At 45.1% G+C, this 26,498-nt stretch carries 26 protein-coding genes; 10 read left to right on the forward strand and 16 right to left on the reverse strand.

The window, feature by feature from the left end; genetic code table 11:
• Positions 1 to 20: 20 nt before the first annotated feature.
• From MHM93_RS07900 to MHM93_RS07925, 6 genes are all read left to right on the forward strand, one after another.
• Positions 21 to 305 (forward strand): major coat protein, encoded by a 285-nt coding sequence (locus MHM93_RS07900; protein WP_239448601.1) that lies wholly within the window; start codon positions 21 to 23, stop codon positions 303 to 305.
• A gap of 49 nt (positions 306 to 354) precedes the next feature.
• Positions 355 to 1,566, forward strand: a complete 1,212-nt coding sequence (locus MHM93_RS07905) for a hypothetical protein (protein ID WP_239448602.1) — start codon at positions 355 to 357, stop codon at positions 1,564 to 1,566.
• Entirely contained in the window at positions 1,566 to 1,934 is a 369-nt protein-coding gene (locus tag MHM93_RS07910) for a hypothetical protein (RefSeq protein ID WP_151172783.1), read from the forward strand. Before MHM93_RS07905 ends, MHM93_RS07910 begins: the two co-directional genes overlap by 1 nt.
• A complete protein-coding gene (locus tag MHM93_RS07915) occupies positions 1,934 to 3,178 on the forward strand; it encodes a zonular occludens toxin domain-containing protein (protein ID WP_239448603.1) in 1,245 nt (414 codons plus the stop codon). Before MHM93_RS07910 ends, MHM93_RS07915 begins: the two co-directional genes overlap by 1 nt.
• Before the next feature lie 164 nt (positions 3,179 to 3,342).
• Positions 3,343 to 3,681, forward strand: a complete 339-nt coding sequence (locus MHM93_RS07920) for a hypothetical protein (RefSeq protein WP_239448604.1) — start codon at positions 3,343 to 3,345, stop codon at positions 3,679 to 3,681.
• A 35-nt stretch (positions 3,682 to 3,716) separates the two neighbouring features.
• Positions 3,717 to 4,100: a DUF2513 domain-containing protein gene (locus tag MHM93_RS07925; protein ID WP_239448605.1), complete on the forward strand. Its 384-nt coding sequence runs from the start codon at positions 3,717 to 3,719 to the stop codon at positions 4,098 to 4,100.
• Positions 4,101 to 4,131: 31 nt separating this feature from the next.
• Here MHM93_RS07925 and MHM93_RS07930 read toward each other — a convergent pair whose 3' ends face one another.
• Positions 4,132 to 4,317 (reverse strand): hypothetical protein, encoded by a 186-nt coding sequence (locus MHM93_RS07930; protein ID WP_239448606.1) that lies wholly within the window; start codon positions 4,315 to 4,317, stop codon positions 4,132 to 4,134.
• A gap of 109 nt (positions 4,318 to 4,426) precedes the next feature.
• Here MHM93_RS07930 and MHM93_RS07935 point away from each other — a divergent pair, with 109 nt between their 5' ends.
• From MHM93_RS07935 to MHM93_RS07945, 3 genes are all read left to right on the forward strand, one after another.
• Positions 4,427 to 5,344, forward strand: a complete 918-nt coding sequence (locus MHM93_RS07935) for a hypothetical protein (RefSeq protein WP_239448607.1) — start codon at positions 4,427 to 4,429, stop codon at positions 5,342 to 5,344.
• A 328-nt stretch (positions 5,345 to 5,672) separates the two neighbouring features.
• Positions 5,673 to 6,095 carry a hypothetical protein gene (locus MHM93_RS07940; RefSeq protein ID WP_239448608.1) on the forward strand — a complete coding sequence of 141 codons (423 nt, stop codon included), beginning with the start codon at positions 5,673 to 5,675 and terminating at the stop codon, positions 6,093 to 6,095.
• A 119-nt stretch (positions 6,096 to 6,214) separates the two neighbouring features.
• The gene (locus tag MHM93_RS07945) at positions 6,215 to 6,625 is read left to right on the forward strand and encodes a hypothetical protein (protein WP_138508218.1); all 411 of its coding nucleotides are present in this window, start codon (positions 6,215 to 6,217) and stop codon (positions 6,623 to 6,625) included.
• A 279-nt stretch (positions 6,626 to 6,904) separates the two neighbouring features.
• Here MHM93_RS07945 and MHM93_RS07950 read toward each other — a convergent pair whose 3' ends face one another.
• The 4 genes from MHM93_RS07950 to asd form a co-directional block, all read right to left on the reverse strand.
• Positions 6,905 to 10,060, reverse strand: coding sequence for an HD domain-containing phosphohydrolase (locus tag MHM93_RS07950; RefSeq protein ID WP_239448609.1), 3,156 nt, complete (start codon positions 10,058 to 10,060; stop codon positions 6,905 to 6,907).
• 71 nt (positions 10,061 to 10,131) lie between these two features.
• Entirely contained in the window at positions 10,132 to 10,335 is a 204-nt protein-coding gene (locus MHM93_RS07955) for a hypothetical protein (RefSeq protein WP_045979997.1), read from the reverse strand.
• A gap of 181 nt (positions 10,336 to 10,516) precedes the next feature.
• The gene (locus MHM93_RS07960; RefSeq protein ID WP_239448610.1) at positions 10,517 to 11,275 is read right to left on the reverse strand and encodes a transporter substrate-binding domain-containing protein; all 759 of its coding nucleotides are present in this window, start codon (positions 11,273 to 11,275) and stop codon (positions 10,517 to 10,519) included.
• 104 nt (positions 11,276 to 11,379) lie between these two features.
• A complete protein-coding gene (asd, locus tag MHM93_RS07965) occupies positions 11,380 to 12,495 on the reverse strand; it encodes an aspartate-semialdehyde dehydrogenase (RefSeq protein ID WP_239448611.1) in 1,116 nt (371 codons plus the stop codon).
• Positions 12,496 to 12,757: 262 nt separating this feature from the next.
• Here asd and MHM93_RS07970 point away from each other — a divergent pair, with 262 nt between their 5' ends.
• Positions 12,758 to 13,177 carry a hypothetical protein gene (locus MHM93_RS07970; RefSeq protein WP_239448612.1) on the forward strand — a complete coding sequence of 140 codons (420 nt, stop codon included), beginning with the start codon at positions 12,758 to 12,760 and terminating at the stop codon, positions 13,175 to 13,177.
• 55 nt (positions 13,178 to 13,232) lie between these two features.
• Here MHM93_RS07970 and MHM93_RS07975 read toward each other — a convergent pair whose 3' ends face one another.
• The 11 genes from MHM93_RS07975 to MHM93_RS08025 form a co-directional block, all read right to left on the reverse strand.
• Positions 13,233 to 15,932, reverse strand: a complete 2,700-nt coding sequence (locus MHM93_RS07975; RefSeq protein ID WP_239448613.1) for a TonB-dependent receptor plug domain-containing protein — start codon at positions 15,930 to 15,932, stop codon at positions 13,233 to 13,235.
• 95 nt (positions 15,933 to 16,027) lie between these two features.
• Positions 16,028 to 17,632 carry a hypothetical protein gene (locus MHM93_RS07980; protein ID WP_138508224.1) on the reverse strand — a complete coding sequence of 535 codons (1,605 nt, stop codon included), beginning with the start codon at positions 17,630 to 17,632 and terminating at the stop codon, positions 16,028 to 16,030.
• A 252-nt stretch (positions 17,633 to 17,884) separates the two neighbouring features.
• Positions 17,885 to 19,189: a tetratricopeptide repeat protein gene (locus MHM93_RS07985; protein WP_239448614.1), complete on the reverse strand. Its 1,305-nt coding sequence runs from the start codon at positions 19,187 to 19,189 to the stop codon at positions 17,885 to 17,887.
• A 46-nt stretch (positions 19,190 to 19,235) separates the two neighbouring features.
• On the reverse strand, positions 19,236 to 19,841 hold the full coding sequence (locus MHM93_RS07990; RefSeq protein WP_239448615.1) for an energy transducer TonB: 606 nt from the start codon (positions 19,839 to 19,841) through the stop codon (positions 19,236 to 19,238).
• Between the two features lie 12 nt (positions 19,842 to 19,853).
• Positions 19,854 to 20,264 (reverse strand): biopolymer transporter ExbD, encoded by a 411-nt coding sequence (locus MHM93_RS07995; RefSeq protein ID WP_022946858.1) that lies wholly within the window; start codon positions 20,262 to 20,264, stop codon positions 19,854 to 19,856.
• Positions 20,265 to 20,306: 42 nt separating this feature from the next.
• Entirely contained in the window at positions 20,307 to 20,834 is a 528-nt protein-coding gene (locus MHM93_RS08000) for a MotA/TolQ/ExbB proton channel family protein (RefSeq protein WP_022946857.1), read from the reverse strand.
• A 3-nt stretch (positions 20,835 to 20,837) separates the two neighbouring features.
• Positions 20,838 to 22,205, reverse strand: coding sequence for a MotA/TolQ/ExbB proton channel family protein (locus tag MHM93_RS08005; RefSeq protein WP_130146395.1), 1,368 nt, complete (start codon positions 22,203 to 22,205; stop codon positions 20,838 to 20,840).
• A 12-nt stretch (positions 22,206 to 22,217) separates the two neighbouring features.
• Positions 22,218 to 22,973: a DUF3450 domain-containing protein gene (locus MHM93_RS08010; protein WP_045979991.1), complete on the reverse strand. Its 756-nt coding sequence runs from the start codon at positions 22,971 to 22,973 to the stop codon at positions 22,218 to 22,220.
• A gap of 382 nt (positions 22,974 to 23,355) precedes the next feature.
• Complete coding sequence (locus MHM93_RS08015) at positions 23,356 to 24,627, reverse strand: sugar MFS transporter (protein ID WP_239448616.1); 1,272 nt, start codon at positions 24,625 to 24,627, stop codon at positions 23,356 to 23,358.
• A gap of 274 nt (positions 24,628 to 24,901) precedes the next feature.
• Positions 24,902 to 25,405 carry a YcgN family cysteine cluster protein gene (locus MHM93_RS08020; protein WP_053909423.1) on the reverse strand — a complete coding sequence of 168 codons (504 nt, stop codon included), beginning with the start codon at positions 25,403 to 25,405 and terminating at the stop codon, positions 24,902 to 24,904.
• A 64-nt stretch (positions 25,406 to 25,469) separates the two neighbouring features.
• Positions 25,470 to 26,459, reverse strand: a complete 990-nt coding sequence (locus MHM93_RS08025; RefSeq protein WP_239448703.1) for a lytic murein transglycosylase — start codon at positions 26,457 to 26,459, stop codon at positions 25,470 to 25,472.
• Positions 26,460 to 26,498 lie beyond the last annotated feature (39 nt).

Genomic DNA, 26,498 nt, shown 5'->3' on the forward strand with positions numbered 1-26,498 from the left:
ACCAAAGAGGAGAAATCATCATGGGCAAACAAATCGAAACCATGAAAAACGAAAACGGGGTGTATCAGGCCACTGACGCACCTACTAAAAAACGCCGTACAGCCGTGCAAGTCCTAGCTGGTCTAGGTGCATTAGCGTCTGGTAGTGCTATGGCAGCAGTACCCGAGGCAGCAACCAATGCCATGACGCAAGTGCAAACCGATGGCCTAGCGCTCATTGATTTAGCATGGCCTGTCGCTGCATCTATCGTCGGTGGCTTCATTCTGCTTCGTCTGTTCAAGCGTGCAGCTCGCGCAGCTACCTAACCAATAGGAGGCAACCCCAGTGCAAATATTCATTAACCTTTGCAGGCTAATGGCGATGTCATTAATCGCACTGGGGTTCGCCTACTCTGCCCCAGCTCATGCTCAAAGCGGTTATAAATGGTCTAGCTGCTCTAAAGTATCAGCAAAGTATAAAGGTCAAGGCGTTTATGCCGTTACTGTTGAAGGTGTCCCCGATGTATTCTACGAAGATCAACTACCCGATGCCTTAACTGGTGCACGACTTACTTTTGGTGAACCGCCTAACCATAAAGAATACACCTATCAATTCTCAAACGGTTCTGCTCGCATAAAATTTTTCAATCCAGATGGTTCTTGGTTCGATCTTAGCTGCACAGTTGAACTGCAAACACCTATGGATAGCTGCGCTACATTTGAGGGTGAAGTCGTCGGATCATATTACACAGACCAAAATTTGTGCCTTAGCTACAACGGTCGTAACTGCCAATCAACGTGCTTTCAAGGCGGTGTGTGCATATCGAACAACACACCGGACGGTGAAAACTTCCTTCACTACATCACAACACAATCATGTGATGTGCCTAATGGTGATGATTTCTTAGAGCCATGCCAAACCGATGATTGCACAGGCGGTGGTGATAATGGGGGCGGTGATGGTGATGGAGGTGGCGATTCCGGTGGTGATAATGGCGGCGGTGACGGTGATGGAGGTGGCGACTCGGGTGGTGACAATGGCGGCGGCGATGGAGGTGGTGATTCTGGTGGCGATAATGGCACGGGTGACAACTGGCCCGATAACTACTCTACCGAGCAAGGCCAAGGCGAGATAGTAACCGCTGTCGAGAACCTACAAACTGAAACCGAAAAAATCACTGATTCTGTAGACGGTATTGAGGGCCAACTTGATGGAATTCGAGAGCAACTGGAATGGGGTGGCCCCGAACAAGGTGAAGCCGCTGCCGAGGGTGTAGCCCTTCCCGATTTAAGCGAGTCCGGCGATATTGTCTCTGGCCATAACGACACACTGGAGCAAATCAATGAAGCCATCAGCGAGGACGCAATCCAAGGATTAAGCCCAACATCTTACGATTCGATCCCTCAGCTGTTTGCCAAGGCCGCTGACAACTGCACCAGTGTTAACTTGTTAGGCATGGCCGAATTCAATCCATGCGGCAAGTTTGCGCAGATACGAACATTCTTGGAATGGGTCGTAGCCGTCCTATTTATTCTGTTCATCATCTATCGCCTTGATGCTGACATTAAGAAAGTGAGGTTAACCTAATGCCCGTTATTATCGCCTTTTTAGGCGCACTCGTTAGTCGTATTGGTATCTGGTTTATGACGCTGCTTATCACTGGCGTTATAAAGAACATCGCTATAGGCCTAGCTGCGTTTGCTATCTATGCAGCAGCCATAACAACTTTTCTATTTTGGGTGGATGACCTCTTAACCGAAACTATCAATGGCTTAGGCCCAATTACCCAAGGCTTATTGTCCACATGGATATCATGGCTCCCAGCAAACATGCCCTACTATGTCGGCTTGATATTGTCTTACTACGTTACTAGCGCCACCTTTATGATTGGCCTAGAGATTAAGAAATTCAGACAGCGCTTAGCTGAAAAATCAACGCGCAGGTTCCTAGCCTAATGGCGGTCTATGTTGTTACCGGTAAATTGGGAGGCGGCAAGACGTTAATGTCTGTCTCCCGCATCCGTGAATACCTGTTAGCGGGTCGCAAGGTTGCTACGAACCTCGATATCTACCCCGAAAAGATGCTTGGTAAATACATGAAGAACACCAAGCTATTTAGATTACCGGACATACCCGACATACAAAGTCTGAAAGCCCTACCCCTTGGCTATGAAGGTGAGAAGATAGATGAGTCTCGCAACGGCCTACTAGTGCTAGATGAATGCGGGATATTCTTAAACTCGCGTAACTGGAAAGACCCAGAGCGCGCACCCGTGAACGCGTTTTTTAAACTCCTTCGAAAACTCCGCTGGGATGCAATCTTAATCATCCAGGACATTGAGAACCTAGACTCTGATGCACGGCGAACCATTGCCGAGCATGTAGTTTACTGTAAACGTACTGACCGAATGAATGTGCCTCTCATTGGCCCCTTGGTGAAACTGGCTTGGGGTGACAGGTTGCCCCTTCCTAAAATCCATGTTGGAACCGTACGCTATGGCACTCAGGCCAATGCGGCCAAAGTTGATACGTGGGTATGCCGTGGCACAGGCATATTCGATTGCTACGAAACCGAGCAACTGATTGCAGAAACAGGCGACTTTAACGACTACTACGGCCTAACGACCATGCTCCCCAGCTGGTACACACATGGCCGTTACACAAACAAATGGAGCGACTTTAAAGATGCAGTTAAAAACCTCAAAGTTAAGAGCTGGCACTTTTTTTGTGTTGGGGCGTTGATGGCCGCGACCGCTGTTAACGCCCTAGTGACGTTTGAACCTGAGTTACCAAAAAAAGGGATGTTCACTTGCAACGAAGTCTACGAAAACCTGTACGGCTCTTGTGATGCTGACCCTATTGCCCCTTATGAGTATTACTACCCAAAGCCAGAGAAAAACGAAAAGGATCAAAACGAGGAAATGGATCTCGCATCCTACGGCAAACTCTTAGGCGGCAAAGAACGTAAGCACGTAAAGGACAACACAATTTATATTGCTGGCTGGCACCTAACTACCAAAGGCATACAGATGAACTTCGCCGATGGCCAAGGCGATACCTACTACCCAATGAGCTATAAAGTTAGAAAGCTTGGTGACTGTGTGGCTGAAGTAGAAATTGAAGGTAAAAGGCAACGTATAACGTGCATGCCAGATGAAATGGCTAACCCGAATCTAATCGATAATACAACAAGTGGCTAGTGTGTGCGCTCGCCCCTTTTGGGGCGCGTACACACTAACGCTTGCCCTAACCTTTCCCAAACTCCTAAAGCATTAAACGTATAAAACATTACATTTCATCTCAGTAGCTTGAAATCTAAGCGGATATTAATCTATGCTGAACTTGTCACTCAGGAGGATACCTTATGGACAAGGTCAGTTATTCAAAAATGTTCGCAGTGGTCTTTAGCGCTATCATTGCTGCGTTCGCAGTCATTCTTCTTCTCTACGTATTCAGTCTTGAAGCCCAACAAGAAATTTACGAAGAGCAATTAGATCTTATCAATAAAACAGTAACAATTGATGCAATACAATTCCCCAAAGCACAGTATGAAGGAACTAACCATAAGTTAGGCACTAAACGCGCCTCAGAAGAAGGTTCTCAGCCTGATTTAATGTGCATTAAGTACCTTGAGGTATATTCAAAGGATCCCACAGAAAAAAATAAGAGAATTGTAAGCTCTGTTTGCGGAATCTATAAATAAATTTGAGAAACAAAAAAAGAAAAGGAACATTGAAGATGAGACGAGACTGGGAAATAATAAGAAGGATACTACTTGAAGTCGAAGAGTTAGAACCTACAAAAAGTATTTCTTTATCCAACTACCCTGATGAAGAGCAGCATATAATTTCATACCATGTAAAGCTTTTATATGATGCACAATTATTGGAAGCAATCTTTTCCAATAGCATATCCAAAGGTCCTAGATATTTTACTATACAGGGTCAAAACGGCTTAACTTGGAATGGGCATGAGTTCTTGGATTCTATTAAAGATGAAGGCTTATGGAAGGACGTCAAAAAAACATTGAAGGAAAAAGGGAAAGCTATGACATTTGAAGTCATCAAAACCACTGCCACAACCCTTGTAAAATCATCTATCAATCAGTTGTTGGGAAGCTAATACTTAACTCCCCAAGAGGGTTATAGGTGATTTATACTGCCTTAGCCATACGGCCCGTTGTTAGGTTCCTAGCCATAAATGGGGTATGGTCTGGCTTTTCGCATACGAATTGTGCCATTAGCTTAAAGTCGTCCGCCGCTTCTTCTGGTACCCAAACGGTTATTTTCTTAAACCCTTGCTCTTTTTTACGTGCTTCGTATTCACTATTTCTGCTCATTTGTTACTCTCCTAATAAGGCCCTCGTCACTGATGACACAGTAGTTAAAAAGGGCGTTAAAAATCATCGAAATGTGGGCCTCGCTTTAGCGAGGATTGCCCGCATATCGGTGATGATTAAAAACAATCAGGAACGAACAGACAGTCAAGTTAAATCGCGGGGGAAGCCCGTAGGGGGTTCCGCTATTTCGCTTGATTTTCTGGTAGTGGATGAAACGCCCATGTTAAGCAATATAGATGAATTACTAGAACAAATAGAAACAGACTCGAAAAAATATCTTAAGTCAGCAGTTGAATATTGGCCAATTGTGACAATAATAACATTTATAATACTAACGTTACACATGTATTCAGCTGTTAACTATTATTTCAACTCTTGGGGTTTATATGTTTTCAAGCATGCAGATTTTACGGGTTTAATAGACCTTTACTTTGAGATAAACAATGCAAACAAAATAATATTAAAGCTTTCATACTATTTCATACTTCCATTTTTTGTTTTTCAAGTTTTATTATTATCTTCAACATTATTATTTAAAATTTATTCTAACTTTAAAGAGAAGGGTAAAACTCCAAAACCATCAAAAACTACAATTGCGATTTTATCTTCAATACTTTACTTTTTCATCGTTTCTAACAGCATATCGACAGGCAACAAAATATATCAAGAAAGTAGAGAAAAAAACAAACTGGAGAGATATGAAATACAGACACCAGAAGAAAAGTTCAGTTGTTTATTTATAATATCAAGAAAGACAAGAAATTTGATTGTTTGGGATTATAACGAAGAAAATGTATTTGAGATTTCTAAAAACCATATACGTTTTATAAGAAAAATTTATGATCGAGCCCCTCCCTTAAAATATAAACTTGCTCCAACGAATTCATCATTTGGTTCAATAAAAAAACGACCTAGACGGTTGGAGACTCCGACCAAAGAGAGTGTAGAAAATATAAAGTCGTGGGCTTCAAACTTACCATCAGCTTGCCCAAAAGTAGAAATTAGCTTTGATGAGACAACTGGATGATTACGTAGAGATAATAGAGTAGCTTCCCACTTGCTCTCACAAACAAAATCAGTTTTCAAAACTGGCGAACCCGAAGGGCAAAAAGGTGTAGTAATACTGCACTTTTGTCTCAAAATGAGACTCTGCACTTCTCTCAAAAACCCTCTATTTCATCGTAAAATCATGTACTTACAGCGTTATTTTTGATTTTATAATTATGATGACCGGACATAAATCATGGTTAGTGGGTACTAACCATTTTTAAATCACTGATATATATAGGCTTTTAAACTTTCCTTTGACTTTTGCCCCTTTCCCAACATTAAATGTTTTAAAGGAGTAAAAGAACATGTATGACCATCAATTCGTCAAAAATTTCCGGAAGGTTTACGGTTTTCAGGCTCGAAAAGCATCCAAAGAGCTGGGCGTCCATGAGGTGACTATTCACAAATACCTCAAGAAAGGGAACGCACCGAAACCTATTAAGATACTCCTAGATATCAAAGCGCGGGGTTATCTGCCTGATACTGGCGGCTGGAAAGATTGCTATATCGACTCGCAGACTTTTGAACTAGTAACGCCTTGGTACACAGTCAGCCCCGGCCACCTGTGTTTTTATCCCCGCTATAAGTGGTCGGCAGATCAAAACAAACGTCTATACGACAACCTCAAGAAGGAGACACAGAGCCAACAAGAGTTCATGCAAACCCTTAACGAGCAGCTAGTTAAGCTTGTCGGGGATATTGCCAGAAGAACAGGCACTAACGACTGAAGTTAAAGCTTGTCATTCACTGGGGTTCGTCTTGGAACCCCTTACGTTACTTGGTATATTATTCATGCTAAAAATCTAACTTTGCCATCGAGGCCAACCACCTAACACAAGGAAGCGTTATGGGTAACATCAGCTATTTCAAATTATTTTTAACTATCGTACTTGCGAACCTGTTTACCGCCTTTTTGATGTTTTTGTTCTCTCTATTGATGGTGTATTTCGTCGGCAAAGGTATGTCAGAAATCTTAAAACCAGAGCCAGTTACGTATTCTACACCCCACTCAAGAGCGCAAGCACAGGCTCAGCAAGAGGCTTTGAAAAATAAGCTTGTTCCACGTTCCCTATCATCGACTCAGCAACGATCACAAACTAACAACTCTGATGGACTAGAAGCAAAGCGCAACGCATACAAGACTAACTTAGAGGTTTGTAATTTCTGGCGAGGTGAATACAGCGGCAACAAGAGCAAATACAATAAGCGCATGATGGATAATTCTTGCAAGCGCGCTAGAGAAACTTTTGTATATTAATTCTAAGGAATATTGCTAGTCTCAATCTGAGATTAAAGTGCATAAAAAAACGGGGCTTCTAATATAGAAACCCCGTTACTAACTAACCATAAATTATAGGCTGTAATTCTCTATAACCTATTAAGACGAATATAAGAAGCTCACTACCTCGCGCAAAGTTTGATCGCAAGTCTGTCAACGGCTTTCGTGTTGCGCTAGCGGAATCTTTACCATACAGTGTGTACTTATGTAAATGTTTTGGTTCTTGCAATCTTCAGACAACAAAATGCATAATGACGGCTACCCGATTATGTAATCTTTGATATCAACGTCATCAATCTGCGAGTCGTTAAGATGTTGCCTTGCGTAATCCATGTAAGCACCGCTTGTTAAGAACAAAGCAAATAGATCTTTATCTATATGCCTATCTTGCGCCATGAATTTCATAATTTTCAGTGACTGGGATAACGTTTTTGCTTCCTTATATGGCCGGTCATTTGCAGTCAGCGCTTCGAAAATATCGGCAATGGCCATGATCCTTGCAGGCACTGACATTTGCTCAGCAATTAATCCTCGCGGATACCCTCCGCCATCCAACTTTTCATGATGCGCACCAGCATATTCGGGTACACGCTGTAAATCCTCTGGTAACGGCAGAGTTTCTAACATGCGAATGGTCGTAATAATATGTTCATTAATAATATACCTATCTTCATTCGTTAAAGTACCCCGACCTATTTTCAAGTTATATAACTCGCCAAGGTTTTGTTTATTTTCAGTTGGTTCCATATTAAAACCAAAACCTGAATTGCGGCTAAATTCCCTTTCATTACGGACAAATATATGGCGTTTTTTATCCGCAAGTAAATACTCTTCACCTTCAGTGGTATGCTCAAAATCTTTCATCCGACGCTGTTCGGCCGGGGATAACCCAAGGCAATCATCGAAATTTCGGTACCATGTTTGCTCAGCTATCGACTCCAATCTACTGCGGTCTTGTTCAGACATCATTTCCCCACCAACATTGCATTTGGCAACAAAAGCAAAATCTTCCTTTAGTTGCTTTTGCCGCTGCTGAAGCGTTGCATAAAACCTTAATTGCTCTTCAGGCTCTCTATTTACGGCTTCAAGATAATCGATACGAGCATCTCGGTATAATACTTCAAAGCGCATACGTATTTCGTGAATCCGATTATATATACACTCTAACTTAGAGCCTTTATCAACAATATGCTCCGGCGTGGTAATTTTACCGCAATCATGTAACCACGCAGCGACTTCAAATTCACGCCATTGCTCTTTGGAATTAAAACCAAAATGTGCAAATGGCCCCTTTTGTTGATTGTTCGCTTCTTGCGCCAACATCATCGCCAGCTCTGGTACGCGAGCACAATGCCCCCCAGTGTATGGCGATTTTTCATCGATTGCCTGAGCAATAAGCTGAATAAATGCATCGAGCAATTCCTTTTGCCCGGCCTCAAAGTCACATATTGATTCAGACATATTAACCATGGCCGATGAAAGTTGGTGAATCTCCTCTATGTGAGAGTCGACATAATGAACATGGTCATAGTCTCGTTGGCCAATCTTCTGATTTTCTTCAATTAAGCGTTGAATGGGATTGGCTAGATTACGCGCCATTTGGGAGATAATGATCAGTACTATAAATAACACAAATAAGGTTACTAACATGGCCTTTTTTACTTGCCATTGCAGTTGCGACAAGGCCTCATCCTCGCTGACTATGAGCGCGATGTATTCCTGATTCCCAGAACCAATGAGCCCCTCAACACGCGATATATAGGCATAATGTGTTTTGTTATCAATTTCTATTTCGTGCATGCGATCGCGTAGGGGTGCTTGTTGGGCAATATCCAGTAACTGCTTAGAGGGCAACTGTGAAAGCTCTGCACGCCGTCTGGAGCTGTCAAAGTCTAACCACTTTTGTTTTAGATCTCCTTTCAAATTTGGTTTTAGTTCATTAATAGCCCGATTTATAAACGTCATCAGCGGCGCTAAATCCTTTCTTACCGTGTGATGAAAGTTGAAGTCACTTTGTGATTTTAGTTCACTAATTTGGGTTACTTTTTCAAGCCCTTCAATATAGAAGTAAGCTTGGATATAGTTAATAACCACCTCATCATCGAACACAACATCAACCTCCCCTCTGTTTAGACCCTTCAGCGCATCGAGGGTATCGTTGTATTCAATAAAGTGGGCGTTGCCCATACGCGCTTTTAAAAACTTTGTAACTGCGTAGCCTTTTTGCGCGGCAATACGTAACTCTTTGAAGTCACTTAAACGTTGTTGCCCTTGTGCCTCCCCCTGGCGCATGGTGGCAATTATCCTTGTGTCATAGTGGCCATTTGCAAATACACAAAATTGCTCACGCTCTTCGTTTTTCATAAGTCCAAGTAACATATCTATTTTGCCGGACTTTAACTGCTCCACTAGTTCCGGAAACCGATAGCCATTGATAAATTGCAGCTCGACCCCCAGTTTCCTCGCCAATAAACGAATATGCTCAACACTGTACCCCCGAGGTTGCCCCGACACTGAGTACTCAAATGGAGGGTAATCATCCATAACCCCTACTCGCAAAGTACCGACTTTATCTAAATAAGCACGCTGACGTTCGTCTAAGGTGAGAGGTGTCACGTTGAGTTCAGATGGCGCATCAACACGTTGCTCTATACTGACTTCCCCATTGTCATCAAATAAATAGCCATTGCCGGTTAGGGTATAATCAGGTATGTCCATGTATCGAGACAAAGAAGATAGCAACACGGTGGTCCCCGCTACCACGTTATTTTTGCCGATAATCGCGTAACTCGTGCCAGGGCGACCTATAAAGCTAAACATATAGGGGGGCATTTTATTTACACTTTGATTTGATGCGTTCTTAAACCACGGCCTTTGCCGAGCATCGTAGTCTGTTGGCTCCTCAGTTTGTATGCGGACGTTAAGCTTGGAGTCGAGAAATTGGGTATACCTTTTCCTATCGCCGCCCTGACCATATATTTGTACAACAACCCAGCGGTCGTTAGGTGCTGCACCCCACACGCGCCTAATCCCGGGAGTGGACTCTAAATTAGATATTTCAAAGTAATCGCCGTTACTAAAGCCGTAAAATAATGAAAACACCTGTTCTTGAGCACTTAATAAAGCACTAAAGCGAGCTAGTTGCTCGCCGCTAATGGATCTCGCACCGCGAATATTTTGCAGCTTAATTACATTGGCGAGGCTTACCGCAGCCTGCTCTTGACGTCGCGCTTGGCTGGCAACCTGAGTGGCGATTAATTCAAACTGCGTTGCCGCTGCGTTTTTTGCAAGACTACTACTAAAGTAATAGTGTAGTGATATAGCCGCAATAGCCGTGAAGGCACAAGCAAATATGAAGGTTGTTATTAGTGTAACGCGTATTGTAAAACGCTTTTTCTTGTTGTTAACTTCCATGCCAGCATACATATTTTTAAAGCGGAAGTTAAAAGTATAGGTAGGTATTTCAACACTATGAAATATTTAGCTTAATTATTTTCTTGTTGACGCTGTTGTTGAAACCGCTGATAGTTCTGTTTTTGTTGCTCTAAGCACGCAAAATAGTCATCATCATTTTTATATGCACACTCGTCTAAGCGTTGAGATTGGGTTTCATGATAACGCTGGGTGCCCTTACAAGCACTCAGGGAGAGCATACACACCACAGGTAAAATATAGCTGAATTTAGTCATTAGGCAGTCGTTAGAAAACAATGAATGATAAATCAAAACAAGGTCCCTTCGCACGCTTACATCAAAAAAAGCAGTCAAAATTGGACCAGAGCAAGCGCCAAAAACAAGTTATCTCTTGCTATGCGCAGGACCATCATAAGGCAATTGCTGAACTTATTAAACAGTGGCTTAAATAAACCTATTACTGGGTATAGTTATTAACTATTTTTTCCAACTCGCCATTGCGCCTTAACTTATCTAATAAGCGGTTGGTATAAAGCATATTGATACGCCCGTTATCAGTTTTTGGAAACTGAAACTGGTAAAGAGCTGTGTCTATGGGGCGGTTACTTTTAACTAATTCACCCACCAGCTCAGGTCTTGACCTCAACAGATAATCATAAACATGCTCTGCAATTACAACAGCACTGAGTTGCCCATGCTCTTTGTCTGCCAGGGCCTTTAGCATATTTATTTCCGAGTAAAAGTTATCACGGACCATGTCTCCGTTATTAAGCAGCGGCATTAAAGTTGGATAGTGGTAATCGAAGCGGGTTCCAATTCGCAACGGCTTTTGGCGGTCGTTTGCTAACCTTTGCAGTTGTTTTATATCATTGATTGCTGGGCCGCTTGCCGGATAAACCAACACATCATTTACTTCAACTATCGCGTCACTCCAATAATAGTCACTGGCGTTCGCAACCCAGCGCTGGGAATCAAAGCGGTAATGAATTTGCCCTTCGTGTAACAACTTTAATGAGCGCCGTGAGGTATTTGGCTGCGCTTTATAGGCATGATCACTAAATGAGTTCAGCGCCACTAATAGGTCAGGAATAATGCCTTGGGTGGTATCACCCACGATACTATAAGGAGGGTAATGATCTGGTAAGCTGCCCTTCAACTCGTGGGCAGACACACTGAGCGTACTAACAAGGACAAATAAGCCAACAATAAAACGCACAGGCAAGACTCCTACCAACACATTGCAGGTATACTAGGAAATGCGCTGGTAAAAGTCTAGCTAGGAATAATAAAAAGGCACAAAAGTGCCCTATTTACAGCAGCTTAGTACCCGTTACAGATAATTTTTAGCATTCTTCTAAGCGGTTCTGCCGCTCCCCATAGTAGCTGATCGCCCACTGTAAATGCACTAATGTAACGAGGCCCCATACTGAGCTTGCGAATGCGGCCAACAGGAATTCGTAAAGTCCCTGTGACATTGACAGGGCTCAACTCTTCGCTCGATGCACCACGCTCGTTGGCAATGACATCCACCCATTCGTTGTGACTCGCAAGAATTTGCTCTATTTTGCTAACGCTAACATCCTCACGCAATTTGATGGTCAGTGCCTGAGCGTGGCAGCGCATCATGCCTACACGCACGCATAAGCCATCAACCGGGATAGGTTGCTTCGAGGAACCCAAAATTTTATTGGCTTCTACCTCAGCCTTCCACTCTTCTTTGCTTTGCCCCGACGGCATTGGCACATCAATCCACGGGATCAAGCTACCTGCTAGTGGCACACCGAACTGATCATAATCCAGTGACCCATCTTTCATCTTATTCGCAACTAGCTTGTCTATTTCTAAAATAGCGCTGGCAGGGTCGGCAAGTTGCGAGGCAACGACACCATGAATATCACCCATTTGCTTAAGTAATTCTTTCATATTGCGCGCACCGGCACCGGAGGCCGCTTGATAGGTCATGGGGCTGACCCACTCAACTAAATCTTGTTCAAACAAGCCCCCCAATGCCAATAGCATCAACGATACCGTGCAATTACCGCCGACGAAGGTTTTTACACCTTGTTCAAGACCTTGCTCGATAACATCATGATTGACCGGGTCGAGCACAATAATGCTCTCGTCGCTCATACGCAGCGCCGAGGCGGCATCAATCCAATACCCGCGCCAACCACTGTCGCGCAATTTACCATAGACCTCATTGGTGTAATCGCCACCTTGACAGGTCACAACAACATCCATGCCCTTGAGCGCGTCAACATCGTAGGCGCTCAATAAAGGTTTAGCATCGCCGCCAATTTCCGGGCCCAACTGTCCTGTCTGTGAAGTGGTAAAAAAGGTCACATCAATATGAGTAAAATCATTTTCTTGTTGCATCCGCTCTAGCAGTACGGAGCCAACCATCCCCCGCCAGCCTACTAAGCCTACTTTTTTCATTACAGATTCCTCTTACTTACAAGTTTATTCATATTGCGTGAGACCCAGCGAGCACTGAGAATCTCTGACAATAGCACTGCAACGCCCAAGGCACTAGTGGGTTAGATACAACTTAAAATTATTTCATATAGCTAATATCACCCTATTAGTTAGTCACAATTTATTAACCATTCTGTCGCTATTTTGAAAACACTTGATGGTGTAGTAAGTAGGTACACAGGCAGTCGGAGGTGTGCATTAACAATTAAACAAGGAAATAGTCATGAATTTATTCGTAACCTCTATCGCGGCATTGACTGTCGCAGCACTATCATCAACAGCCTCAGCTCAAAGCTCATCAGTCAATTTGGCAGCACCGGACCAAGAGCAAGTAAGCTTTACGCGCGCTGAAGTGAATATGCTCAACAAACAAGGTTCATTAGCCGCTTCAACAGTGACCTATTATGGCCCTAAAGTGTGGGTTAATGGGCGTTTAGAGTCCTTCTTTGTGGGCTCAACCAATGGCAACACCTTTTGTGAAGCACGCGGTCACAATCAGGAAGTTTCTGGAAGTACCGTTACCTGTGGTGAAGATGAATCGTCTTATGCTGATTATGACTGGTATGGCAGTGCGTGGATTAAAAAAAGCACGGGCAGCAAAAACCAGTGTTATCCTCTTTATGCGACTATTAAATGCCGTTAATACGCATATAAAAAAGCCCAGCACTCGCTGGGCTTTTCTTTGTTGTTACCTGAAACTAGAACTCATAAGCATAACTTACGCTGAATTCTACACCTTCTTCACGTGAACGCACTACGATGTCTGACTGCGTCACTTCTTTTTGCTCGTCTAACAGGTTTTGGACTTTGAATTTCACTTTAGAGTTGAAATCTGGGTACCACGTGTACACTAAGTCTAACGAGTGAAATGGTTGCTCATAGGCATCATCACGCCCCGCTACGCCAGCAGCGAGAATACGCTCACCAAAGACGTTATAGACCAATGACGCACTATGAACGCCATCAGCAGAGTCGTAATTTAGCTGCATATTGACGACGTATTCAGAGTGACCCGTCATACGCTTAGTTGGGTTAGTTAGGTTTCCGGCTAAAGCAGGATCTATCTTCGCTTCGGAATCACTTAAAGTGATATTACCACTGGTAAATAGACCATCGCTCAAGAACGTCAGATCTTGAAGCCATTCGGCTTCTATACCATACACCTCAGCAGTTTCACCATTGACGAAGGTCGCGGAGTAGTCTTCATCACCAATACGCAAAACGGTCTCAATGGGTGCTTCTATATCCTTATAAAAGGCAGCGACACTGTAGGAGTTCCCTGCTTCACCGTAGAATTCGTAGCGAAGGTCGTAATTCTTAATCGGACTGCTCTTAAGACCGACGCGACCAAAAGTACGAATATCGGTTAGCGGATCAAAATAGGTGACAGGGACCACTTCACGAAAGTCAGGGCGCACTACGGTTTCACCGTAACCGGCTCGAACTTGATATTGCTCTGCGCCAATATAAGTTAATGACAATGCGGGGAACCAATCATCTTCTAAGATAGTGCCATCTTCAATGTTCTCGGCAGACCAAATCGTTTGCAAATCTTCGCCATCAAAAATAAGGCTAGACGTACCAACTGAGGTTTGTTTGAACTCCTCATATCGTATACCGCCGCTAATGCGCAACCATTGGTCATAAATTACATCGAATGAGCCATAGCCAGCATCAATCTTTTGACCAGCAATATAGTCATCAGCATCTGGTGGCGTTGGTTCGTTAAAATCGACCAAAATGGCGTTGCCATCGATAAATTGATCGCTTAAATAGCCGCTGTTAGTCAGCGGATCGCGACTGCCATCGTTGACATTGATCGCAGCACCAGCACTGTTGTTCACAGTGAAGCTAGAAGTGTTGTAGATTCTCGCTCGATCCGAAAAGTCATAACCTACCTTAAACTCGACATCGACACCATCAAACATCAAAGGCAAGTTAAAGTTACCACCATAGGAAGTTACACGTTCTTCCATATCGGTATATGACATGATCACGCGGTTGTCGTCTCCGGTGATCTCAGACCCCGCGTAACGACCGTTTTCGCCGTATTGATCGCGAAACTCAAAATCAACGTTGGTGGGAATATCTGTGGTTGCTTTCGAACGCGTATACTGCCAATCAAAGCCGACTCCCCATAAATCCAAGAAAGTATGCTGTCCAAGGAACTGGGATACATTGAGCTTACGCTCTTCAAGATTGAATTCGTGATTGCGATTAGCTAACCCGTCACCGGCAATGGTAAACGTTGAACTGCCCGCCGGGCTTTGTGAAATCGCTACTTCCGTTTCGTCTTCATTATCGACAATATAGAGTTGTTGAGCAGAAATACTATGTGTATCGAAGGTGTAACCAAGGCTTGCCGTGGCGTTATAACGCTCGTTCTCGGTCGTTACCGTCGAATTTTTCACGGTGTTATAGCACGAGTTTGCAACCTGCTCGGCAGAATCTAGGCTAGTCGCACAACTGCTATCGACATCTTGTGCAATCACAGATGAAAAGCGAGTTTGTGCATCCCATTCGTTAACATACGCACCTGATAGTAAAAAGCCAATACGACCGCCGAAGTAATCCTCTTCAAAGCTATTGCCAATGTGCGCTTTGACGCCAATTTCAGGGTCAAGTGACTCTTCTTTCAGGCCATAGTTTCGTGGCAATGACTTTAACAATTGGTTATTGATAGCGGTCGCTTGCTGAGCACGCGTTCCTTGCTCATTGTCCTGCAAATAGTCTCTGTTAACTATATTGTTGATGCTAAAGTTTCCTTGATAGCGAACAATCGCATCTTTCATTGCTTGAGGAACGCCGGCATCATTACCATCATAGGTATAGCCTTCATCCGCTGTTGTGTTATAGCCAACACCCAACTCCACTCCGGCAACAAAGTCGCTGGGGATTGATTTGGTTCTGATGTCTATGTTACCGCCACCGAACGCCGCAGGCATATCGGGAGAGTAGGCTTTTTGCACCGCCATACTTTCTATGATGCTTGCTGGGAAGATATCCAGCGGCACGACGTTGCGAGTGAGGTCGGGGCTAGGGATATAGGCACCATTCAATCTAGCACTGGAATAACGCTCGCCCAGACCACGAACATAAATAAACTTACCATCAACTAATGTAAGGCCTGTCACACGACGAAGCGCTGAGGCAGCGTCACTGTCGCCAGTACGTGATAGTTGCTCGGCTCCGAGAATATCAGCAACGAATGCCTGATTTTTTCGTTCTTCAACCACAGCTGCAGCGCTTCCTTGAAGCCGAGTTCCTACAGCCACAACCTCTTCTATTTCATCGTTCGCTGCGAGCTCTGCTTCAGCTGCGATTAGGCCATTAGTGTGGACAAACAATCCCAGGCCAACCGCGAGGGTGAGTTTGCTCAGCCTATGTTGTTTAAACATGATATACATCCTAATCAGTTTGACAAAAAATAGGCGCCTACTGCTTTGCTCAAGCACCAAGGCGCCTCAATTTAACACTCTAAATAACTAGGCTTTTAGTCTTGAGCCGCTGCATTAACAGCAGTCTCAACCCACTTATACCAGCTAGAGCTTGTGTCCTGATCAGATACCGCGCCGATGTAATCTACGCTCTCAAAGAAGCTTGAGTCTAGGCCACTTAAATCGTTAGCATTAATTGAAACATCTGCTGAGGCAGTGTTTGTTGCAAAGCCATTTTCAGCCAATACCGATACATCATCAGTCAAAATTTCGCTACTGCCGCTATTTTCGAACCAAGACGCCTTGGTTTGCCCTGCTAATGGGCCCGCTGCGAATGTATCTGTATCGGTGAAGTTTGAAGAGCACGCCATCACTGAGTTATTAAACATAATGTTATCGGCTTGCTTTTCGCCATCAGAAGTCACTTGAATACAGCTGCTGTTTACCGCATTTTTCTTAACCAATAAGGCGTTGTAAATGCTGGCATTGAACTCATCGTCGAACTTGTAAGCTTGAGAAGGGTCATCATCTCGCACAGAATTGCCATCTGTGGTCACGATGGTGATGTTAGCAAGGGTCGGGTTAGTTGGGCCCACTTGCGGTGAAGACTCACCCTTAACACCATCAGATTCGAAACCGTTGTTGCCCATGTTTACCACAGTGCCGTCGTTCAAGGTCACAGTGCCATGTTGTACGTATAAGAACTGACCTGCACCCTGCCAACCCGCATCAAAGTCGAATGAATCATCCTGCGTGTCGGTAACTACAATGTGCTTAATCGTCGCTGCACCGCCAAAGAATTCAATACCATCATCGAAGCCTTGGTGAATATGCAGGTATTCAAACTCTGAACCTGAACCCACTGCATTTAATGTAAGTGAATTAAGGTCATCGCCCTCACCCCCTACTTTAGGACCTGAACCTGCATACCAAATTTTGGCCCATTTGATACTACCGCTAGAATCGGTATTGTCGTCACCACCGAAGTAGCTAGTGATCCCCTCAGAGGCAACGTTACACGTGCTTGCATCACGCTCTGCATCAGTACATTGGTCAGTGATACCATTACCGTTAATAATGATACCGCCCCAATCTGCATAGCGAGCACCTTCACCTGCGCTATCAAAACGGTCGAAGGCATTAGCTGAAGTGAAAGTAATAGGTTTCTCTTCGGTGCCATTAGCTTGAATTTTTGCGCCACGAGCGATACGAATAATGGCTTCGCCAGATTGGAAGGCCAAGGTAGCACCAGGCTCAACTGTTAGCGTTGGGCCATTTGCTGGAATTTCAAAACCTTCTGTGGTGTTGCCATCTTCACCGATTAACAGTGCTTGCTCAAATAAGTGCACACCATCATCTGGGATTTCAGAGAACGTAATGTTACTGGTGATTTCAATAGTTTTACTGGCAAAGGAGTCATTGTAAATACAATCACGACCATCAAATACACCTTGGACCGTACCAGAGTCAGACTCGTAGCTGGCACATTCAAAATCATCGGAGTTGTCACCACCAGATGTATTGTTTGAATTATTAACACTGTTATCTGTATTTGTGCTGTTGTCATTTACAGTTGGGGTGATTTCGATGTCGCCGCCACATGCTGCCAGTGTGACTGCTGAAGCCACTAGGCTGACCTTGAATAAGTCAGATAGTTTCATTGTTATACTCCGTTGAATGTCAATTATTGTTAACGCATTTAAAAGTTACGACATACAATACGATGGCTTTATGACAATGAAGTGACACTTATTTAAACATATGATGACATGATTAAGTTATTAATATTATTACTTAAAAAGATAAAAGCCACCCGAGGGCGGCTTTGGTGTTGCGATTATGGTTGTTAAAGACCAGGCAAGGTTATTTAATATTTATATTAAATAACTCTATTATACCTAATCATAAACACTTTATAAAAGCGCCTGCTTTAATGTCTCAGCATGCAGCTTTTCATTTTTTACATATTTTATCCATTGTTGCGCCAAGCGCTCAGAGCGCTTGTGTTTCTCCGCCTGTTCGAAGGCCAAAATAGAAGCGTCAAAGTTCTGTAAGTTAAACTGCGCCATCCCTAACGCCACATAAGCATTAGACTCATGCTGTAGGCTCCCTTTTTCCAGAGCTGCCCTGGCCGCATCCGCCGCCTCTGTATATTGCTCGAGATTCAAGTGCACCTCAGCAAGGCGTTGGTCATAAATACCTTCTTGGCTTTGCTTAGCCGCTTTTTCAAAGTAAGCAAGGGACTTGCGCTCTTCTTTGGCTTGTACAAAAGCTTCTGCTATGAAGGCATTGTTTTTAACATTATCTGCGACGACACCTTTGGCTTGAGCGGTTTTCATAACTTTCGCAGCCTTATAAGGTAAGCCGTTGAACATATAAACTTGGGCTAAGTTACGTAAATCCGATTTGCTGGTTACAAAGCCTTGCTGATAAGCAGCCTCAATAGTAGCCAGTTGCTCTTTCTCTCGTCCAACCTCGCCATACATACCGCTTAATTGCAGCCAGTACTCCGGCTTGTTGTACAGCGCAATCATTTTTTCAATCACCGCCACAACCTGCTCTGGTTGTTGTAATGAGTAATACAAAGCGCGTTGCAATACCAGCCAATTTTCCTTCGGTGTTTTCCCGTCTTTTTCAGCAAGTGCAATAGCTGTGTTTATCGCTGCCAATGCATCCTGATATTGGCTCATTTGGTAATAGGCTTGAGATTTCAGTACGTAATAACTGTCAGGCTGCGCTTTGGTATTAACCTTATCCCAACGGGCCAGGTAATCAATCACCCCTTGATAATCATCGTTGGCCATCGACAGCTGCGCCAATGAGAACAGCGTGCTGAGCGTTAAACTCTCGGGGATGTCCGTCTGAGCAACAACGTTTTCAAAAGCATCAATGGCTTCACCCAAGCGGTTTTCGTTGTAGTAAATGAAGCCATAAAAATTGTACATCATGGCCTTTTCGTAGCTATTCATGCTTGAAGCACGCTCTTTAACAGAGTCAAGTGCCGCTAGCCCGCCTTTTACATCCCCGTCATCAGCGAGCTTCTGTGCCCGTGCTAATTGGCTATAAACCTTATCGCGCAGCGCCGGCACGCGTTTGGTTTTTTGCTCTGCATGGGCGCTGGCGAGCGCCACCGATGGGATCATACTGGCCATGCTCGGCAACACTAACGTCGCCGATGTTAACCCTGCAAATAGCAGCAATGAGTTCAGTTTTGTCATGGTAAACCTCTTAATCGCAACAGGTGCCCACTGCGGGGCACACTCATTAACCGTTGATTTGGAAGGTGATGCGGTTTTGCACCCCTGCCACTTCTACCGCCTCGCCATTAACGATACGCGGCTTGTATTTGAATTTTTTAGCCGCATCCATTGCAGCTCTATCGAAAATACTCTCAGGCTCGGCTTTAAGTACCTTCGGGTCGCGTACGGTGCCTTGTTTAGTCACTGTAAATTCGACAATGACATAACCTTCAATACCGCGTGATAAAGCTCGGCGTGGATACACAGGCGAGACTTTAACAATGGGCAAATACTCACCGTCGCTGCTTTCTAGCGCTAAGCCTTTACCAATGTCGACATCAGCACTGACATCGGCAGCAAAGTCGAAATTACCGCTGCTGGCGTTAGGATCGCTGCTTTGTGTTTGCGGCGAGTCCATCGGTGGTGGCGGCTCTTTTGGCTTCGGTGGTTTCTGCGGTTTACGCTCTTTTTTCTCGACGGTTTCTTCTTGCTTAAGGCGCACAAAATCAAGTACGTTGCCTTTAGCTGGCTCAGTCATGGCTCCCTCGCCACCGGAGATTAATGCCTGCATGCCTAAAAACAGCATAAAGGTCACCACCGCAGCGATTATCAGGGCGATAAAATAACGCATGATGGCAGCTCCTTAGGCCTCTTGAGCCGCAATCGACACGTCAAATACGCCCGCAGCTCTGGCGGCATCCATCACCTTGATCAGGGTATCAGTAGTGGCTTTCTTATCCGCTTGAATCACCACGCTGCCTTGCGGGTTTTCGGCTTTTAAACGCTCGATATTCGCTTGCACCGCGCGCACGTCTACTTCCCGTTTATTGATCCACACCTCGCCCTTATCGGAGATAGCGACAAGAATATTGGCGCGCTCTTTTTTCACCGCCGTTGCCGCTTCTGGGCGGTTTACATCAATACCTGACTCTTTGACAAAAGACGCGGTAACGATAAAGAAAATAAGCATGATGAAGACCACATCCAGCATCGGCGTCATGTTAATTTCTTCTGCTTCTTCTTCTTGAAATATTTTACCTAAAGGGGCTCTCATTTTTTTCTCCTTGCCTGTGCCCAAGCACAGGCATCATCGCAACTAGTGGTCCAAGACCATTTTATCTTCTAACAATTCGACTTCTCGTTTGGCGCGGCGCTGTAAAAATGTAGAGGCAAACACCCCAGACAACGCGCCGACCATCCCGGCCATGGTGGGGATAGTCGCTTTCGACACCCCAGAGGCCATGGAACGGGCACTGCCGGTGCCAGTAATAGCCATAACGTCAAATACCTCAATCATGCCAGTTACTGTACCTAGTAGACCGAGCAGCGGACACAGTGCAACCATGACATTGATCAGAGCAAGATTAGCGTTAAGCTTCATTCCCGCCCGTGAGATCATCGCTTGGCGAATTTGCTCGGCATTCCAGCTGTTACGCTCACTGCGGTTTTGCCACTGCGTGCGCACCGATTTTTTGTACTTACCATAGCCATGGAAGAAGTACATAAAGCGCTCCAAAATCAGCAACCACATAGCAAAGATGAGGATGCCGATGACCAGGAGCACCTGGCCACCCGTATCGAGAAAATCACGAATTGCATTGATCCAATCAATCAATAGCACCATGATTTACGCTCCCTTTTCGCTGCGCTCAGCAATAAGACCGGCACTTTGCTCTTGCAAAATGAGCAACAAGTTCTTTGAGCGTGTATTAAGCAGGGTATAAAGGAATACCGTCGGTATGGCGACGACCAAACCTAGTACCGTTGTCACCAAGGCTTGAGATATGCCCCCAGCCATTAACTTAGGGTCGCCGGTGCCGAACAAGGTAATCGCTTGGAAGGTATTAATCATACCGGTGACCGTACCGAGTAAGCCCAGCAGCGGCGCCACCACAGAGATGATTTTAATAAGCGTGAGGTTACGCGTGATTTTTGGCATCTCGCGTAAAATTGCTTCGGACAGTTTCAGCTCAAGAGTATCGTGCGCCACGTGAGGGTATTGGTCTTTCACCTTCATCACACGTCCAAGCGGGTTATCGTCGCGGGCAACATCGTCTTTAAGCTGGCGACGAATTTTGCTGCCAATAATAAGCAAAGAAATGAATCGCTCAATGGCAATTAATAGCGCCAATGCGCCAACCGCGAGAATCACATAACCCACAGTGCCGCCTTGATGCACTCGCTCTTCAGTACCTGGAGCCTGCACTAGTAGGCCCAAAATAGAGCCGCCTGTTGGGTCCAGCGCGAACTGCACAAAGCCGTCAGTGGCTTGTTGTAAGTCTTGAGCACTGGCGGTGTAACGATCAACTGGCTGGCGAGTCAATTCAGATAAGGTATCGGTGACATTGTTGTACTCAAGGTACTTGCCATCGGCAATAAGGTTAAATGCGCCGACACGCAACACTTCTTTGTTTTCTTTAGCGCCGCCGGCAACGATCACTTCGGTATTAAAGCGCGTGACTTTACCCTGCTCGGTCATCTCTCGCTGCAGCTCAAACCACACCTTCTCGATGTCTTCGATAGAAGCAAGTTTCGAACTTGAACCCATTTTTTGGGCCATCTCTTCCATGAACTCATCACGCCCTGGAAGCTGTGCAGAGATAACAGAGGTAGCAAACTTATTGGCACTCTCACCTGCTTCTTGCTGCAGCACACCAAACAATTCTTTGAGTGTGCCCATGCGGTTTTGCAAGGTATCGGATAGCTGTGCAAGTTTTACTTCGTTTTCTTCGAAACGCGTTTCTAATTGTTCAGACTCTTGAAGCTTGGCGTTGCGAGTTTGCTCGGCCTGACGCAACATCTGTAATTGTTCGTTTTCGCGGGCCATAAATGCCTGCTCACGCTCTTTATTTTCCGCAGACTGCGCGACTTTACCCTGCTCGAGTGTTTTTAATAGCGCATCTAAATCCATGGCGTCTGCGGCTAAAGCAGAGTGCGATAACGCCAAAGTGGCAACCAAGGCTGCGCTTCGGGTAAACTGTTTCATTAATTTCATTGTCGGTACCTCTTATTCCGCAGCTTGGATAGGCAGGGTTAACATGTCTGGGGCTAGCTGTTTACGCGCAATACGCAAGCCTTTGTTAATTTGGCTAATGGCCGAATCATCAAGTTTTACAAACGCTTTTTGTTCTTTATCCCAGGCGCCGGCTTGCTGGCCGTCACGGGTCAAATAAATAAGCTCTAAGCGACCAATGCGCAGGAAATCAACCTCGCGTTCTTTGCCATCTACATCCTGTAAAGCGGTATAAGCCTCGATGGTGCGACCATAGTCGACCTCAACCTGATAGGCTTCGAGCACACGGCGGAACTTTTCACTTGATGCCACGTCAGCGCGGTCCATCAAAGCATGCAACTTAGCAATGCGCTCGCTGCGCTCTTGCTGTAAAAAAGGCACATCTAGGGCAACAAACTGCTCAAGGCCATTGATCATTCGCAACATCAGTGGCGTGATTTGTCGCTCGATCACCGATACTTGGTCCATCGACGCGTTAAGGTTGTCCATTTCTTCAACTTGATTGGCAATTTGCTTTTGCAACTGCGCGTTATAGACGCTGAGGCCGTCTATTTCTTTGTTGAGTGCCTTAAACTTTTGCAAGCGGTTTTGCATTGAATCAGCGATGTTATCGATTTTATTTTGAGATTTTTTCGCTAACTCATTAATTTCACTGCTTTTGTTTTTAACAGTGTCCAGTTCATTAGCCATCAGCACGGGGCTGGTGGCCGCCACAACTGTGGCTAATATCAGGGGTTTAACGCCTTTCATCGCATACACCTTATGTTTAGCTCGAATGCTTAGCCGGAAATCCGACACGAATGTAAGATGTGCGAAAGTGTAGAGAAGGAAAGTGACAGTGGTGTTGCGCTATTAATACAGTTTAATTACAGCTGTAACAATTGTGCCATACAAGTGACGTTAACTGACCGCAGATGCGTACGTGCGCGAGCTCATCTGCGTATAACCTTTATTATAAAGCGGAATGTTTAGTAGCAAGCTAGTTGGGAACCCAAAATAGGTGAAAGATAAAATGGAACGTTCCAGCGGATATTGGTAAATAGGAGTAATGAATACGTATTCACCGACCTTAAAACAAAACCGCCCTGACAAGCATCAGGGCGGTGTTTCAAAGCTTAAATATATCGTACTGCTATTTTTCGATTTTCTCTTGCCACTTTCCTTGTAACTTGGGTGTACTCATCGCATACCAAGCGATATATACGTAGCACACAAGCGGCACGTAGAAGCTTAACTGCAAACTCACAGTGTCGGCTACATAACCTTGGACGAGAGGAATTAACGCACCACCAACAATGGCCAAGCATAACCACCCAGAGCCACGACTGGTGAGTGAGCTAAGCGCCGCAATAGCAAGTGTGAAAATGGTGGGGAACATAATGGAGTTAAACAAGCCGATAGCCAGTACAGACCACATGGCCACCATCCCTTGGCTATTAATAGTGACAAGCAGCAATACAATGGTGGCCACAGCATTAAAGAGGAGCGCTTTATGCGGCGCAATTTTTTGTAATGCTGCCGAGCCAATAAAGCGCCCGACCATGGCACCGCCCCAGTAATAAGAAATGAGGTGGGCCGCCTCGTGCTCAGCTAGACCAGCAATATGCGCTTCGCCAAAGTAATTAACAAGAAAACTACCAATGGCCACTTCGCCGCCAACATAACAAAAGATAGCGCCAACACCGAAAACCAAGTGAGGGGCTTCTAATAAAGAGTGGTTTTTGGCTTTGCAGTCGAATTCCTCAGTGTGCTCTTTGATCACGGGCAGCTTCAACGCTGCAAAGACAACGGCAATCGTTAATAACGCAGCGGCGAGCATTAAATAAGGAATTTTTACCGTGTCCGCCGTTGCAGCCTCGGTAACCAGCGCAGCACTGCCGCCAAACAATAAAATTTTGCCGATAATAGGCCCCACAGTGGTGCCTAATGAATTAAGAGCCTGCGCCAAGTTTAATCGACTAGAGGCGGTTTGCGCCGGGCCTAATGCGGCCACATAGGGGTTAGCAGACACTTGTAGAATGGTCACCCCAGAAGCTAACACAAATAGTGCGCCTAAAAACAACCAATACTCGTGTACGGCGACGGCTGGGTAAAACAGTAAGCAGCCGATAGAGGCAACGATTAAGCCACTGACAACACCGTTCTTATAGCCAAATCGCTTAACTAAGTAACCCGCTGGCAACGACATAATGAAATACGCGCCAAAGAAGCAGAACTGGATCAGCATGGCTTCGGTATAGGTTAAGTCAAAAACTGCTTTCAATCTGGGGATCAGTAAATCGTTCAAAACGGTGATAAAACCCCACAGAAAAAACAAGGTGGTCATCGCTACAAGCGGCAAAGTATAGTTGCTTTGTTTATCTGCCGATGCAACGTAAGCCTGATTATTATTCATCTCACTCACGTGTTGTTCTCCTTCTACTTGTTGTCTCGGATTCTACACATCCACATAACAAGATCACAGAATATTTACTGGAACGTTCCAAATTATATACAACTAATATTCGGCTTTTGTATTGCTACGAATGAGTCTGCGACAGGAAAGTAACGGCTAAGCAAACATATCGGCCAATGAAATTAGCAACTCGACATTGAGTAGACTAAGCCCGAACAGCCGTTGTCACCACTGAGGGTGAGCGCTTGCGCTCAGCTTTCATCACCGCTTTGAGTCTAAAGCGTTAATCGCAGTCGTTTTGTGGCCATTGAGCGATATGGTCTTCGAAGTACTCGAGATCAACATCACAGTCTTTTACTGTTTTGTTGCGTACGCTGATCCCGACGCTGTGCATCTTCGACTTTTTGCCCTTATTAAGTAGCGGGTGCCAACTGGCCAACCCACGACCCTCTTGCAGTCGTCGGTAACTGCAACTGTTAGGCATAAAGAAGATATCGTCAATGTTGTCTTTGGTGAGCTTCACACATGAAGGAACTAAGCGCTGGCGGTTTGCATACTCGGTGCAGTTGCAGGTTTTGTTATCCAAATACTGACACACAATGTTGGTATAGATAAGCTGCTCGCCGGGACGCAGCTCGGTGGTGGCAGCGAAGTCTTCTTGTTGTTCTTCGTCGCTGTCAATAAAGGTATTTAAACAGCATTTACCACAGCCATCACAAATCGCTTCCCACTCTTGGTCACTCATCTGTGCCAACGACTTGGTCTGCCAAAACTTATCTTCTAACATAAAAACGCCCCTTTGAACCGGGGCGTAGTGTAGCAAATTAGCGTGTTGCCACGCCAGTGTGAAGTTACTCCACCGGTGGGTAACCGATGCGGTCGGATAAATAGCCGACACTGGTGGCGAAATAATATGAACGGTTCCAGTTCATTAATGCTTTATAATTATCGTAGGCTAAATACATACGCCCATCCACATTATCTGGCATCACCATCGCCGCAGTGATATCACGTTGCGGTAAGTCGCTGCCATCCATGCGCCTAACACCAAGTGCTTGCCACTGCGCTAAACTGCGCTCGGACTCACGCCAGTACTGCAACCATTGCTTATGGCTGCGCGTACCGCGCTGCAATATAGCGTTGCTGTCAAAATCCTCGGGTAATTTTACCTGTCGTCCCCAGGTCAGCGAGTCATTCCAGCCCACGCTTTTTAAGTAATTAGCAATGGAGGCGAACGCGTCTTCCTCGGTGGTCCAGATATCCTTGCGGCCATCGCCGTTGTAATCTACGGCATAGGCATTAAAGGAGCTTGGCATAAACTGTGTTTGCCCCATAGCCCCGGCCCAAGAACCCTTGAAATGTTCAAGGTCGATATGGCCGTCTTTAAGAATGTCTAACGCTGCCCAAAGTTGGCGTTTATATAGCGCCTCACGGCGGCCATCGTAAGCCAGTGTCACTAAACTTGAGATCACTGGGTGGCCACCTTGAATACGACCGAAGTTACTTTCCAACCCCCACAACGCAACGATAAAGCGGGCTTGCACGCCAAATTTATCAGCCACTTCTTCCAGTGTCTGTTTATGCTCTTTATAGAGTTTACGGGCGCGGTCTATTTTCCACTGAGGCACCCGTTTTGGTAGATAAGTCTCTAAGGTTTCTTTGACCTCAGGCTGGTTTTTATCGGCGCTGATCACCTTAGGCTTAAACTCTATAGTGGCGAACGCCGAATCAATTAAGGCTGCGTCATAGCCTTTTTCCAGCGCTTCTGAGCGCAGTTTTTTAACATAGGCGTCAAACTGCACCTGTTGTTGTTCAACACTTGCTACCTGCGAGTTTGCCAGAGACGGAAAAGTAATTGTTGCTGCGCCAGCCACACATAA

Origin of the sequence: Pseudoalteromonas sp. MM17-2 (assembly GCF_022347945.1) — a bacterium.
Lineage (GTDB): Bacteria > Pseudomonadota > Gammaproteobacteria > Enterobacterales > Alteromonadaceae > Pseudoalteromonas > Pseudoalteromonas ruthenica.